Source organism: Microcystis sp. M113S1 (assembly GCF_020246945.1).
Lineage (GTDB): Bacteria > Cyanobacteriota > Cyanobacteriia > Cyanobacteriales > Microcystaceae > Microcystis.
Genome location: NZ_JADBSA010000143.1, coordinates 1 through 12,881, shown reverse-complemented (window position 1 = coordinate 12,881; position 12,881 = coordinate 1). Strand labels below are relative to the sequence as shown.

Sequence of the window (12,881 nt, the reverse complement as noted above, 5' to 3'; positions counted from 1 at the left end):
GGGTTTTACCCATTTTCAGGTGGTCAATTACCTAATTTTCAGGGAAAAAGTCCCTGAATTTTCCCCCCAATCACTGCAAGGGTCGGCACTTTTTGAGGGAAAAAAAGTCTAAAAACCTTGTTGGATAAGGTTTTTAGATTTGTTCAGCCAACCCTAATTAGGGATTGCTGAATAATGGTAAAACCCTTTTAAAATAAGGCTTTTGACCTGTTAAAATTGGAACCTTTAAAAACCCGGCATTATCCTTTTAAAGTACAATAATTAGTAGTAGGGTGCGCTCTTCGATAGCGTAACGCATCAAATAAATTAATGATAGATAAGAACTCTTGCAAATTAATTATATGTTATAATAAACTTAAATTAATGATAGGTAGGGTGCGTTACGACGGATTGTTAGATTTAAGTTTAAGCAGAGATTATCGCCGTCTAACGCACCCTACATTTTACTTGCAACAAGGAAATAATTCCTAATTTAAGGAAGTCCAAGACAATAAAACGCCCCCCAGTAACGATAATCCTGAAAAGGCACTGCGTCGGGAGCAAAATTGTCAAGCCACTTGATCAATTCGCCGATTTTCTGATAATTGGCTTGAGCAGCATTGACGTTGGGATCCTTAGTTTGGCGCATTTGTTGCCAAGTCTGATAAGCCTGCTGATAATCGACTGTCAAACGGTCCCGCCAGTCTTTTTGGCAAGTCTCCCGCAACGCTTGGCGAGCCTGATGTAGAGCCGTTAAGCGTTCCTCTCCGGCCCGCCGTGCGCGATGGTACTCCCGCGAAAACAGCGTTGTGGCTCGGTCAGTCACGGCCCAATGACTACTGATCACACTTCGAGCGCCCCCCAGCAGAAAGCCTGTACCTAAGCTGAGGGGTTCGTCCAGTAATTCCCGTCGCAGGTTTCCCTCCTCATCTCGGAAACCGGCAAAACTGAGACCAGTTTCACAACAGGAGAGAAACACTTCCGACAATTCCGGAAAGCGCCACGAGGGACTAATTAAATCCCGCAAGGTGACTTTTTGCTCCCCGTCTAGGACGAGGTGGGAGTTGAGAGGATCATCGGGGCGACTGGTGGCGTGGTGGCTGGAAAGTAGGGCTTGCACTTGTTTGAGCAGTTGCAGATAAGAGTCGGGGGTGACTGTGCGCCCCTGTAGCCGCCGTTGGCGAGGCACATTCCAGGTTTGGGCGACCCACTCACACTCTAGGGGAGTATAGGGCAAATCCTCTGTGGTGTTTTCCACAATCCCCAGGGTGTCGGGAGTCGGTTGCGATCGCTCTTGGCACAGTCCCAGAATTTTGGTACTGGGGACAAACTGAAGGCGAAAGCGATCGCCTAGTAGTTGACCTTCGGCGGTGGGTAGAAGGTCGAAGGGAATTTGGTGCAGAAAGAGGTGGGGAATCAGGATTAAGTCAGTGATGCCCTGGAGGTGCTGTTGGATGAGGGTATCGAATTGCAGGCGGGTTGCCAATTCTTGCAGACGAGCGGCCATAGCTTGGTGCCACTCATCCCGAAGCTGCTGGCGGGATTGGGCGGTCTCTGCTTGATTAATCGCAATGTAGGGGATAGTCCAGTTTTCGACCAGCCAGTTTTGCAGGTCGTTGGCGGACTCCAGGGGATTGGGAATAGTGTGGCAGTTGACCGATTCCCCGCCATCCCGGGAGGGGCGACGCAGGACAAAGATGTGGGTATGGGTGGCGGTGGTGTAGAAGCTGAGGAGGGCAGTCTGGGGAGAGGGGAGCAGCGCCATTAACTCATCGAGGCGAGGTTGGGGTTGGGGTTGCTGAAGTTGGGCGGTAATGGCATCAAAGCGGTAGAGAGCTTCCCAGGCTTGACGTTCAGCGGCTTCGGCGGCGAGGAGTTGTTCAGAGGCAAAGCTAGCGCGGGTGTTGCGGCTTAGTGCAGGGGTCAAAGATGGTTTATCGTCTTTGGACAGTTCAGGACGGTCTTGAGCGAGTTGGGATTTGCTGCGGCGGCTGTCCTGAAGTTGCTGATACCAGGCTTGTATTTCTGGGGGGATGCGCCCATCGGCGTAGAGGTCGCTGATGGCGATTAGGTCGGCAAGGCGTTTGGAGCGGGAACGTTCGACGGTTCGCAGCGCCAGGGAGAGGTCGCCCTGGTTAACGGCGGCTTGGATTAGGTTTTCATAAACGTCGATAGACTCGCGGACAATTTCTTGGCGCAGGGCTTCGCTGGTAGCCCAGGCGCGGCTTTGTTCAACGGCTTCCACGGCAACCCTGTAGCCTTCTAAGGCAATGTCCCACCAGCCCTGCTTAAAGCCCAAGTTGCCGAGGGTCCGTCCAGTTGTGAGGGTGTCAGCCGGTAAGAGAGTGGGGTTGAGAAAGGAAAGTGCCTCTCGATAAAAGGCGATCGCCCGTTCTAGGTTGGCTACCGGCTCTTGACCCAATTCGGCTTGGGTCCAGTAGGCTACGCCCAGATTAGTCAGGGTTCCGGCTAATTCCCTTTCTAATCCCGGTTGGCGGCGGATGGTGGCGGCTTCGGTGTAGTTGGCGATCGCCCGTTCTAGGTTGGCTACCGGCTCTTGACCCAATTGGGCTTGGGTCCTGTAGGCTACGCCCAGATTATTCAGGGTTGCGGCTAAATCCCTTTCTAATCCGGGTTGGCGGAAGATGGTGGCGGCTTCGGTGTGAGCGGCGATCGCCCGTTCTAGGTTGGCTACCGGCTCTTGACCCAATTCGGCTTGGGTCCAGTAGGCTAGGCCCAGATTATTCAGGGTTCTGGCTAAATCCCTTTCTAATCCGGGTTGGCGGCGGATGGTGGCGGCTTCGGTGTAGTTGGCGATCGCCCGTTCTAGGTTGGCTACCGGCTCTTGACCCAATTCGGCTTGGGTCCTGTAGGCATTGCCCAGATTATTCAGGGTTGCGGCTAATTCCCTTTCTAATCCGGGTTGGCGGAAGATGGTGGCGGCTTCGGTGTGAGCGGCGATCGCCCGTTCTAGGTTGGCTACCGGCTCTTGACCCAATTCGGCTTGGGTCCAGTAGGCTAGGCCCAGATTAGTCAGGGTTTGGGCTAAATCCCTTTCTAATCCGGGTTGGCGGAAGATGGTGGCGGCTTCGGTGTAGTTGGCGATCGCCCGTTCTAGGTTGGCTACCGGCTCTTGACCCAATTCGGCTTGGGTCCAGTAGGCTACGCCCAGATTAGTCAGGGTTTGGGCTAATTCCCTTTCTAATCCGGGTTGGCGGCGGATGGTGGCGGCTTCGGTGTAGTTGGCGATCGCCCGTTCTAGGTTGGCTACCGGCTCTTGACCCAATTGGGCTTGGGTCCTGTAGGCTACGCCCAGATTATTGAGGGTTGCGGCTAATTCCCTTTCTAATCCGGGTTGGCGGCAGATGGTGGCGCAAAATTCGTATCCATAGATGGCGATGTCCAAGTTAATGCGTGGATTACCTTTAGGAAACTCATGAAAAGCATAAGCAAGATCATAGAATAATGTCCCTAGTTGGTTGGTTTCCTCTGGATTGTATTGTTCCTTGAGTTGATTTCCCCAAGCACGGAGGAGGTTAAGTAAGTTTTCATCTAAGAGATGGAGGTTATTGTCGAGCAGGGGATAAATTACTTGGCGGTTTCCGTTACTTTCCTCGACGGTTTGCACTAGGGTTTGTAAAAAACTGATGTAGGGGTTTTGATTATCCCTTGGCGCGTCTAAAAATTGTCCTAACTGTTGCGCCATATTCCTCAACCATCCCGCGCTGTTATCTTCTCCCTGCTGTTGCAAAAAATCTGCATACTGACCCATCACAGCGACTAAGCCGGCATCAACTAATTCCGCGTTAGCCTGTAATAGCGCTGGTTCTTGACCATTTTCGCACTGGAGTAGTGCCTGGATTAGTGCTAAGTAAGCTTCTATTCTTGCTTCGTTCATGATTGTTTTTAGTAGGGTGCGCTCTTCGATAGCGTAACGCACCAAATAAATTAATGATAGATAAGAACTCTTGCAAATTAATTATATGTCATAACGAAGTTAAATTAATGATAGTTTTTAGTAGGGTGCGCTCTTCGATAGCTTAACGCACCAAGTAGTAGTTAAATTAATGATAGATGTGGTGCGTTACGACGGATTGTTAGATTTAAGTTTAAGCAGAGATTATCGCCGTAAATACGCACCCTACATTCTACTATAATCAAAGATGTTGATTTATCCTATGAGGTAACAATGTTATCCATTAATCTAGATCGAGAAACCGAGAACTATCTAGCGGACATCATTTCTGAAGAGAATATTAGCTCAGAAGAACTTCTAAAAAAACTCATTTACGAACATTGGCAAAGCTTAAAACCGCGTAAAACTTTATTACAACGCCGGGGAGGTCATCCTCAGCATCTTTTAGAAAATGCTCCACCTGATTTGTCATTGCGAGAAAACCGCAAAAAAGTAGTGGCAGAATATATACAAAACCATCATCAGCAACATCATTTATGACAAATTATCCCCCAAAAATTATTACAGAATCAATCAACCAATTCTCTAACTTCAAAGCAGGCACACGCTCAAATTCACGAGTATTTGCGGTAACAAGAGTCAGATCAAGCGCTAGAGAATGAGCAGCAATCAGTAAATCATTTGGACCGATTGGGGTTCCTGCTTGCTCCAAATGTTTACGAATTAGGGCATAGTGCTTATCTACAGTTGATTCTAATGGCAAAACTGTCAAGAACTCCAGGATGCGTTCTAGTTGCTGCACCAGACGGGAGGAACCACTTTTAACCACTCCAAATCTTAATTCACACGCCACAATGATGCTCGTACAAACGCTTTCTTCGCCGACATCCACAATATGCTGGAAAACCTGACCTTGGGGATACCTGATCAAATGTGATAGGATGTTAGTATCAAGCAGATATTGATAGGTCATTGGGTGGTACTAAAATGTAATGTCATCAAGGGGAAGCAACCCTTCATCTATATCAGGAAAATTGTCTGTAATGTCTGGCAAAGTAGTCAGCAAAGAAATTAGAGAACCGGAAGAAATCGGCTCAATGATTAAGCGATGACCTTCTTTGCGTAACAAAACCTCTGTGCTTGATAGGACAAGTTCAGGAGGAATAGTTAAGACTTGCTCTTGTCCACTTGTTAGTAAAGAAACCTGACGTAAGTTTTGCATCTGTTGACCTCTTTGTTAATGATCACCTTACTATAATAGACGCTTCTAAGACAGAATATTCAGTATCTAAAACTTCTACTCCAAAGGTTTCAATATGAAAACGGAGTGCTGATTTCGCATCTTCTAGCGCTTCTTGATATGATTCGCCTTCGCCAATGACAACACCTTCAATACCTAAAGGATAAGCAATATAGCCATCTGGGTGTTTTTCGACAATTATTTTAATGCTTTTCATGATTATTTTTTAAATACATTTTCCCAATTCATCAAGCAAATCCATCGCCACCTCTAGCCAGTCCACCGCACCCTCTGAAGACGGCTCAGGCGTTGCTTCCCTTACCTCTTGGAGATTCGAGGCTAAGGGTTTAAAATTCTCATGATTCTCGCTGGCCTTCTCTGCTAAAAAGTCCTTTAATAGCGTCGGACGCTCATAGTCCTGCCGATAGTCACAGACCCAGTTTAACATCGTGATTACCTCCGCTCGCTGTTCCGCCGACCAGCCTTGTTTATCGATATACTGCGCCATGATTTGCTGACAGTTTTCCCACCGACGGTAAGCTTCCCACAGCGCCGACATAGGTTTCCTCATGGCCAAGGACACCGCGCCGCCTTCTGGGAAATCTTGGCGCAGGTCCGAACTCAACAGAACCCCAGTTAACCAAGCTCCTCCTTCCCCTAACTCGACTAAAACATAGGCTAGGGTTGCCGGATTTAGGTCAATCTTGACCTTAACTTGGCTTAAATCCAACGGTTCTGCACCAGAGTCTTGGGGAACTAATAAAGCTTCCAGTTTACCAAGTTTAGGTAGCACCACTTGAGCATTATCAGCCGCCGCAGCATCTACCTCTATCCCATGTTCTTCTAGATAATATGTCAGCACCGCCGCCGCTAAGGTGTTCTGACGAAATTCCCCAAAGCTGGGATAGGGAACCCAAACAGAGTCGGCTAAATCTGTTTTAGGGTCTAAACCCGCAAGTTTAGCTAACTCAACCAGATCATCTGTATCTGCATTAGCAAGACGCAGGTACAGTTCTTCAACTTCTCGAATAAAATCTGCATCACTCATAACGTAGTACCTGACGACTTAGATAGGGTTGGGTTTTATGCTTTAAAAATAACTTAGCTACTGCTAACTCAAATACGTTCAATTTGTGTCCAGAAATATCATCTTTAAATAAATTTTCTAAACCCGTAATCACAACCTGACGCATTTCAGGAGTAAATGTCGCTTCAACGCTCCAGGGAACACCCGCAATTAACATTTTACCCAGGGAATCAGCTAATTCCCCAATCAAAACAGGCTCACCCGTCCTATTCTCGAACACCCACACAGGCTGATTATTTGCTCCCTTATGACTAACTTGCGCTATTTTAAGCTGAAACTTATCTACCTGGGACTTTTTTTGACGCTGTTCTCCAACTCCCTTTAAGCTTGCTTTCGATAAATCAGGAGTTACTGATGCTTCTACTTGAGACTTACTTTCCTGTTCTCCCCCTGACTGACGTTCAATCTCCAACTCCCTTGCTAAAATCTTTTTCAACGCCTCATTTCTTAGCTCAGAAGGCATTTGGCCATTCTCCAGTTTTAAGCGTAACTCTCCCCCCCGCAAACCAAACTTAACCCGTCCAAAGGAAAAAACAAGCCACTGCTCATTAAAATTAATCCGCACCGATAGGGAAAACGCCTCTGGTTCAGACTTTTTGAAAAGGGAAAAAACACCCTTAGACTCAGACGCAACAGGTTCTCCCGAAATCTCCAGGTGCAGACATTCGGGACATTTATTATCATGTTCTGTCACCTCAATTGCCCTTGATTGCTTTGCCATCATCCCAGTCTTTTTAAACCCTTAACTGTAATAATTGTACTGTATTTGGGGTTTGCGGCAAAAAGTTTGTTGTTTTGCTAATAAAGTCCCAAAACCATTTTTTAGCAAAGCTTCTACCGATATTCAGCCAGCCTTAATTAGCTAGAGCAAGCCTCAAGAATTCCTAGCAAATTAACTAAGGGGTTATCTTAATGCTTGCTGCATAAGCTTAATTTTCTTCCTCCACTTCTGGGGTTGGTTGTGGTAAACGAGCGATAAAATCTTTCATTTTGGGATGATTAAACATTTTCTCCGTGTCTTGCAGAAGACGTTGACCCCAGAGATTTTCCTCTAAAAATTTTAGACTGACATAACGACTATCGCTAGTGAGAGCGGCCTGAGCTAATTTGATGCCCTCCTCGGTTTTACCTTGACTATAAATAGCCACCGCAATAGCTAACTGAGGTTCCGGCTGTTTAGGATCAATTTTCAAAGCGGCGCGCCAATCTTTAAGGGCTGCTTCCTTGTCACCCTGTTCGTATTTAACTAAACCAATATTATTAATAGCAGGCCAAAAATTTTTATCTTGAGTAACAGCTTTTTCGTAAGCTGCAATCGCCGCAGGATATTGGTCTAACTTGAGATAGGAATTACCGAGATCAAAAAGAGCGGGGGAGATATCGGGTTTCATTTGCAAACCCGCTTCAATCTGGGCAATAGCAGACTGGTAATCTTGATTCTGAAAATAGGCACTACCGAGGGAAAATTTAATATTAGCGTGGGCATCGGCGGGAGCAAGGGACAAAGATTGATTTAATGCCTCGATACCGAGTTGCACCTGATTGTCTTGCAGATATAAACTACCGAGAATAAACCAAGTTTGATAGAGATGGGGGGCTAACTGCACCGCTAACTTAGCTCGTCCAAGGGCCGCATCGGTACGGCGAAAACGAGCTAATTGGATGGCATCTTCGGCCATTTCAATTCCCGCTTGTTCCATCTGTTCTAACTCCGGTTCGATGGCGTAGGGGAGTAGTGCTTGGGAAAAAGCCGGCGGGCTGCCAGCGACGAAAAAAATGAGCAAAGAAATGATTAATTGAAGTTTTGGCACAGTTTACCCCCGCGATAGGCCTTTTTTAATCAGTCTATCTCGCTTGGGAGTTGTTGGCTAAAGAAACAACAAAGGCAACTCTAGAGACGTTAGTATATAACCAATTAACTTTTGGCTGATCGATGGCAATAACCGTGTTGGGAAAATCAAATCGCCCCCTATTTTGGATATTCGGACTCATGGCTAGTGGTTTTCTGGCGGTGGGAGTGGTTTCTTATCGCTTGCTGCAAACACCTCCTCCTAGCCTAGAATTGGCGAAAATGACCGTTCCTGCTCGACGGGAAACCCTGGCTGTGGAAATTAAAGCTAGTGGTAGGGTGGAACCAATCCAAAGTGTCAACATTAGCCCGAAAAACCCCGGCCGATTAGTGCGATTATTGGTGGATCAGGGCATGATTGTTAAAAAGGGACAAACCCTCGCCGTCATGGATAATTTAGAGGTGTATGCCCGGGGAATGCAGTCAGAAGCGCATCTACGGGAAGCTCTAGCCAATCTGGAACAGGCTAAACGCAGCATTCCCGAAGATATCCGGCAATTACAAGCCCGATTTTATCAGGCCCAGGCCAGTTATAAGCAATTAGAAGCCCGTTTAGCTCAGGCCAAAGAAAGAATTCCGAAAGATTTAGACCAACTGCAAGCTCAGGTACAAGCGGCCCAATCCCGTTTTCGACTAGCAGAAAATCGGGTTAAACGCAATGAAAATTTAGTCCAGGAAGGTGCGATCGCTCAAGACCAATTTGATGCCGTCCTCAATGAATATCTCAACGCCAAAGCTAATTTAGAGGAATCGGTCCGCCGTTTGGAACAAGCAGATAAAACCGCTTCCCCAGAAGTGGCCGGAATTGAGCAGGAAATGATCCGAGCGGCAGCAGCGATCGCAGAAGCGAAATTTGCCCTCGAACAACGCCAAAAAACCCAAGAAACCGAGCTTGCTCGACTAGAATCATCTGTAGCGGCCGCCAGGGCCGATTTAGAGCAAATCAAGATTCAATACCGCGATACAGTCATTACTGCTCCCTTTGATGGCATCATCACCCAAAAATACGCCACCGAGGGTTCTTTTGTTACTCCCACCACTTCGGCCTCCAGTACCGCTTCCGCCACTTCCACCTCGATTATCGCCCTCGCATCGGGATTGGAAGTAATTGCTAAAGTGCCGGAAGTAGATGTGGGTTTATTACAGCGCGGCCAACCAGTGCGAATTGTCGCCGATGCTTTTCCTGAAGAAGTCTTTGAAGGTCGAGTTATTCTCGTGGCTCCCGAAGCGATTATCGAGGATAATGTTACTTCTTTTGAAGTGAGAATCGGTTTGGTGACGGGACAGGACAAACTCAAATCGAAAATGAATGTGGATGTAACTTTTGTCGGCCAGCAGTTAGATAATGCCCTCGTCGTGCCGACTGTCGCCATTGTCACCCGGGAAGGCAAGTCAGGGGTTTTAGTTGCCGATGCCGAAAATAAACCCAGTTTTAAACCCGTTTCGATCGGTTTGGTCTTAGACGATAAAACCCAAATTTTATCAGGTTTGGAAGTCGGAGAAAAGGTCTTTATCGATCTCCCCGAAGGAGCCCAAGATACCTCGAAAACTAAAATCAGTAAACAGTAAACAGTAATCAGTAATCAGTAAAAAGACAGTAGGAAACTACTATTTAATACTGCACACTTAAAAACTCAAATCTGATAACTCAAATCTGATAACTGATAACTCAAATCTGATAACTGATAACTGATAACTGATAACTGATAACTGATAACTGATAACTGATAACTGATAACTGATATGTTTATCATCGAAAGTTTAAAAATGGCCGTCTCCACCCTAGCGGCCAATAAAGTGCGTAGCGGCCTGACCATGTTAGGGATTATCATCGGTAACGCTTCAGTAGTGGCCATGATCGGTATTGGCCAAGGGGCGCAAACTTTAGCCAATGACCAGTTTGCTAACTTGGGACCCAATACCATTTTTGTGGTGCCAGGGTCGCGACAAGCACGCAATACCACCGTTAATTTACCGAAAACCTTGGTTTTAGCCGATGCTCAGGCGATCGCCGAACAGGTTCCCACTGTCGCTGAAGTCGCCCCGGAAATAAACGCTCGTTTCCTGATTTCCTATCGTAATCGCAACATGACGGCTCTAGTCACGGGAAGCACCCCAGAATACGCTTCTGTCCGCAATTTTACCCTAGAAAAAGGTCGTTTTATCAATAATATCGATCTAGCCCGCAACAAACGGGTAACGGTGATCGGCACTGAAGTGGCAGCGCAACTTTTTCCCACCCAAAATCCCCTCGGTCAACAGCTGCGGATCAAAAATCTCAGTTTTGAGGTGATCGGGATTTTAGAGGCGAAAGGCTCCTTTTTTGGCAATAATCAGGATGAAATGCTGATTATTCCCCTTAGCACCATGAACTCGCAACTGGTGGGCAAAACCGGACCCTACGGTGTCGAGTTGAGTTGGATTAGTCTCACAGCCCGATCGGGGGAGGAAATCCGCGCTGCTAAGTTCCAAATCCAAAATCTCCTGCGTTTACGCCATAAAATCGTGGCTGAGGATGATTTTCGCGTCGAAACTGCTAAACAGATGATCGAAATCTTCGGCACGATTACTCGGGGTCTAACCCTGCTTTTGGCTTTAATCGCCGGTATTTCCCTGATTGTCGGTGGTATCGGGGTGATGAATATTATGCTCGTTTCGGTTTCGGAAAGAACTGGGGAAATCGGACTAAGAAAAGCGATCGGAGCCAGAGAACAGGATATTCTCTTACAATTTCTGATTGAATCAACTCTCGTTTCCATCGCCGGCGGTGCGCTTGGTATTCTCGTCGGTGCAGGAGCGATCGTTCTAGTCTCCAGTTTCTCTCCCCTGGCTGCCACTGTTTCCGCCAGCGCCGTCGCCCTGTCTTTGAGTGTTTCCACGGGTATTGGTCTCTTTTTTGGCGTTTTTCCCGCTTATCGTGCCTCTAAATTGCAACCGATTGTCGCCCTCAGAAGTGTATAATTTTTTAACTTCTTTTCGGGGACGTTTTTGGCAAGGATTGCTTTAATAGCGGCGTTTTTCTAATGTGTGGGACGAATTTGATAATCCCGATAACGACGATAATCATTGAGAATGCGATCGTGATCAAAGCATAAGGGTTGGGGGAATTCCCAGAGATGAAAAATTCCGACTTTTTTGGCATCATCGGCAGCAATCGGTTTGCCTTTTGCCGTGGCGATAAAAACGATACTAATGGTGTGTTGACGTGGATCGCGGTTAGGATCGGAATAGACGTGAAATTGCTCGATTAACTGCACCTGTAAACTGATTTCCTCGTAAGCTTCCCGAATGGCCGCCGTTTCCACTGATTCACCGTAGTCCACGAATCCCCCCGGAATTGCCCAGCCAAAGGGCGGATTTTTTCTCTCAATCAGCAGGATCGGACGGTGGGGCGAGTCGATCAGTTCGATGATAATATCAACAGTGGGGGCAGGATTGCGATAGTTTGTCATTTTTTTCAGTTATCAGTGAACAGTTATCGGTAATCGGTGAATAATTTCATTTAAGACTCATAACCTTGAAATCGAATCCTTTCTAACCAGTAACTGATCAGGGATCACTAATAAGGAGGAGAATAAAAGTTGTTAGAAAATGCCAAGAAAATTACGGTTATAGGTGGGGGAATTTGGGGGCAAACCCTCGCTAATTTGGCTAGACTTAATCACTTAGCTGTTAGGGTTTGGTCGCGTCATAGTGGGGAAGATTTGGGGGCTATTATAGCAGATACTGAGGTAATTATTTCAGCAGTTTCGATTAAAGGAGTTGCTCCAACGATCAAAAAATTACAGCAATTACAATTAAATTCTCGCATAATTATCGTCACCGCTACTAAAGGATTAGAGCCAATCACCACTCGTACCCCTTTTCATCTGTGGAATCAAGCTTTTCCCGCTAATCCCCTTGTGGTTCTTTCCGGTCCCAATTTAGCTAAAGAAATTAATCAAGGTTTACCCGCTGCGACGGTGGTAGCAAGTTATGTGCAAAAAGCGGCGATATTGTTACAAAAATTATTATCTGGGGAATCTTTTCGGGTTTATCTTAATAGCGATCCCTTGGGGACTGAGTTAGGTGGCACTCTCAAAAATGTCATGGCGATCGCTTCTGGGGTTTGCGATGGTTTACAGTTAGGTACTAATGCCAAATCTGCCCTGTTAACTCGCGCTTTACCGGAAATAGTTCGGGTGGGAACTTGTCTAGGAGGTTGTCAAGAAACTTTCTTCGGTTTATCGGGTTTAGGGGATTTATTAGCTACCTGTAATAGTCCTTTATCTCGCAATTATCAAGTGGGTTATCAATTAGCTTTAGGTTTATCTTTGCCTGAGATTTTAGCAAAGTTAGAGGGAACTGCCGAGGGAATAAATACCACAGAAGTTTTGATGAGAATTGCCCAAGAAAAAAATTTATATGTACCGATTACCTGTCAAGTTGATCGTCTTTTGCGCGGGGAAATTTCTCCCCAAGTTGCCGTTTATGAATTGATGCGTCGGGATTTAAAAGCAGAATTTGATTGAGAGACAAGAGATTTTTCAGTGATCAGTAATCAGTGGGGGGTTGGGGAGTGGGGAGATGATGCCAAGTCATACTGAATCCTAACCCAATGGTAGATGTTGGATTTTGCAGGAGTTCTATTTTTTGTCAAAGATAAGCAAAAATTATCTATTGACTCCACAAGCTTGAGAATATTTAAATTAACATTCCGCAATATTTATAAATTCTTAACAATTAATTGAGAAATATTTTTATTTAACAACGATGTTGCAATGGTTACAGCGATTTGATAGAATTTCATAATCGGTTATTTTGTGCTTTT

Annotated in this window: 13 protein-coding genes; 4 read left to right on the top strand and 9 right to left on the bottom strand. The window is 46.2% G+C overall.

Annotated elements, in window-relative coordinates; genetic code table 11:
• Positions 1 to 472: 472 nt before the first annotated feature.
• On the bottom strand, positions 473 to 3,877 hold the full coding sequence (locus IM319_RS07370; protein ID WP_287735150.1) for a CHAT domain-containing protein: 3,405 nt from the start codon (positions 3,875 to 3,877) through the stop codon (positions 473 to 475).
• Positions 3,878 to 4,168: 291 nt separating this feature from the next.
• Between IM319_RS07370 and IM319_RS07365 the strand changes: the two genes are divergently transcribed.
• Positions 4,169 to 4,435 carry a hypothetical protein gene (locus tag IM319_RS07365; protein ID WP_106909610.1) on the top strand — a complete coding sequence of 89 codons (267 nt, stop codon included), beginning with the start codon at positions 4,169 to 4,171 and terminating at the stop codon, positions 4,433 to 4,435.
• A 4-nt stretch (positions 4,436 to 4,439) separates the two neighbouring features.
• Here IM319_RS07365 and IM319_RS07360 read toward each other — a convergent pair whose 3' ends face one another.
• From IM319_RS07360 to IM319_RS07330, 7 genes are all read right to left on the bottom strand, one after another.
• Positions 4,440 to 4,868, bottom strand: a complete 429-nt coding sequence (locus IM319_RS07360; RefSeq protein ID WP_002788601.1) for a type II toxin-antitoxin system VapC family toxin — start codon at positions 4,866 to 4,868, stop codon at positions 4,440 to 4,442.
• 9 nt (positions 4,869 to 4,877) lie between these two features.
• Entirely contained in the window at positions 4,878 to 5,117 is a 240-nt protein-coding gene (locus IM319_RS07355) for an antitoxin (protein ID WP_287735149.1), read from the bottom strand.
• 22 nt (positions 5,118 to 5,139) lie between these two features.
• Positions 5,140 to 5,352 (bottom strand): type II toxin-antitoxin system HicB family antitoxin, encoded by a 213-nt coding sequence (locus IM319_RS07350; RefSeq protein ID WP_002793068.1) that lies wholly within the window; start codon positions 5,350 to 5,352, stop codon positions 5,140 to 5,142.
• A 9-nt stretch (positions 5,353 to 5,361) separates the two neighbouring features.
• Positions 5,362 to 6,183: a hypothetical protein gene (locus IM319_RS07345; protein WP_287735148.1), complete on the bottom strand. Its 822-nt coding sequence runs from the start codon at positions 6,181 to 6,183 to the stop codon at positions 5,362 to 5,364.
• Positions 6,176 to 6,943 (bottom strand): hypothetical protein, encoded by a 768-nt coding sequence (locus IM319_RS07340; protein ID WP_353857185.1) that lies wholly within the window; start codon positions 6,941 to 6,943, stop codon positions 6,176 to 6,178. Before IM319_RS07340 ends, IM319_RS07345 begins: the two co-directional genes overlap by 8 nt.
• A gap of 208 nt (positions 6,944 to 7,151) precedes the next feature.
• Positions 7,152 to 8,033, bottom strand: a complete 882-nt coding sequence (locus IM319_RS07335) for a tetratricopeptide repeat protein (protein ID WP_287685318.1) — start codon at positions 8,031 to 8,033, stop codon at positions 7,152 to 7,154.
• A 34-nt stretch (positions 8,034 to 8,067) separates the two neighbouring features.
• Positions 8,068 to 8,214, bottom strand: a complete 147-nt coding sequence (locus tag IM319_RS07330) for a hypothetical protein (RefSeq protein ID WP_002740204.1) — start codon at positions 8,212 to 8,214, stop codon at positions 8,068 to 8,070.
• Between IM319_RS07330 and IM319_RS07325 the strand changes: the two genes are divergently transcribed.
• Positions 8,156 to 9,640, top strand: a complete 1,485-nt coding sequence (locus IM319_RS07325; RefSeq protein WP_287735146.1) for an efflux RND transporter periplasmic adaptor subunit — start codon at positions 8,156 to 8,158, stop codon at positions 9,638 to 9,640. The genes IM319_RS07330 and IM319_RS07325 overlap by 59 nt on opposite strands.
• Before the next feature lie 174 nt (positions 9,641 to 9,814).
• On the top strand, positions 9,815 to 11,032 hold the full coding sequence (locus IM319_RS07320) for an ABC transporter permease (RefSeq protein WP_286824619.1): 1,218 nt from the start codon (positions 9,815 to 9,817) through the stop codon (positions 11,030 to 11,032).
• 59 nt (positions 11,033 to 11,091) lie between these two features.
• Here the strand turns inward: IM319_RS07320 and IM319_RS07315 are convergent, their stop codons facing one another.
• Complete coding sequence (locus IM319_RS07315) at positions 11,092 to 11,523, bottom strand: NUDIX hydrolase (RefSeq protein WP_286824620.1); 432 nt, start codon at positions 11,521 to 11,523, stop codon at positions 11,092 to 11,094.
• Between the two features lie 129 nt (positions 11,524 to 11,652).
• Here IM319_RS07315 and IM319_RS07310 point away from each other — a divergent pair, with 129 nt between their 5' ends.
• Entirely contained in the window at positions 11,653 to 12,582 is a 930-nt protein-coding gene (locus tag IM319_RS07310) for an NAD(P)H-dependent glycerol-3-phosphate dehydrogenase (RefSeq protein ID WP_287735145.1), read from the top strand.
• The last annotated feature ends 299 nt before the right edge of the window (positions 12,583 to 12,881 follow it).